The 1185-nt window shown below is 57.9% G+C and carries 1 protein-coding gene; it reads right to left on the bottom strand.

Features of this window, described 5'->3' with window-relative positions; translation table 11 throughout:
* Window positions 1–1150: ISL3 family transposase (locus NTD85_RS08225; protein ID WP_262141920.1), on the bottom strand; the 1150-nt coding region annotated here is incomplete at its 3' end.
* Window positions 1151–1185 lie beyond the last annotated feature (35 nt).

Below are 1185 nucleotides of genomic sequence, written 5' to 3'. Positions count from 1 at the left end.
GGTAACCGTACGCCATCCGCTTGATGACCTTTATTCGATTGTTTATTCCTTCCAACTGACCGGTGTGCATCGGCCAGCGAACCCGGCTCACGATGCCCCGCCAGTAACCCTTTAGCCGTTTGGCGAACTGGATCAGAGCCGGTATTTCGCTTTCATGCGCATGGCGCAGCCATTGCTTCCAGGCCGATCGCCAACCCCAGGCAGTACTCGGGGTCCAGAGTGTTTTGAGTTCAGCCTTCATCAAGTAGACCGTCATCAACGCTTGATTGGCCGCCAGCAGATCCTCCAGGCGGACCTGTTGTTCCGGCGTTTTCAAGTTCTGCGGATTGCGCAGCAACAGCCATCGCGCCTGCTTGATAACCTTGCGGGCAGGCTTGTCGTGACGCAACCGGTTAGCCTCGTCGACGCGAACCCGATCAATCACCTCTCGGCCATATTTGGCCACCACATGGAAGAGGTCGTAGACCACTCGCGCGTTGGGACAGTGCTGACGAACCTCTAGGTCAAAAGCGGTGTTCATGTCCATCGCCACCGCTTCGATGCGAGCGCAACCCTCTGGCCCCAATTCCTCGAAGAAAGGCCTGACCGCTGCTCGGCTGCGGCCTTCACCGATCCACAGCACGCGGCGTGTATCCGCATCCAGCACCACGCTGGCGTAACGATGACCTTTGAACAGGGCGAATTCGTCCATCACCAGACGTCGCGGTTGCGCCTTTGGCAAAACGCTCAACGCCGCTTGCAAGGCTCGACGCTCCAGCAACCGAACGGTGTCCCAATGCAACCCGAACAGTTGAGCCACATGCAGTGTGGGGAGGCGTTCGCAGGCCTGAATGACCGCCTCGGCCAAACGCCGCGTCATGCGGGCATAGCGGTCCAGCCAACTGACGGCCTCCATACGTTTACCACAGTCACGACAGACAACACGCCTGAGCAACACGCTGAGGCGCACCGCACGGCCGAGAATCGGTAAATCGCGGACGGTTCGCTCGCAATACTCATGCGTGGTTGAACAGGTTTTTTGGCAGCCGCTACAGGAAGGGAATCGGGTGGCGTGGGGAATCAGGTCGATCTGAAGCGCGTCGCCATCAGGCTTGATCGTGACAACAGAAAAGCCCTCCCAAAAAGGAAGGAAAGTATTAATATCGCGCATAAGAACGCCGGTTTGTTAGATGTGTTTGCTCGCAC

It is taken from the genome of Pseudomonas sp. 13B_3.2_Bac1 (genome assembly GCF_025466205.1).
GTDB classification, from domain to species: Bacteria; Pseudomonadota; Gammaproteobacteria; order Pseudomonadales; family Pseudomonadaceae; genus Aquipseudomonas; species Aquipseudomonas fluorescens_H.
The sequence above is the reverse complement of the archived record's forward strand: the minus strand, read 5'-3'. Positions and strand labels throughout refer to the sequence as shown.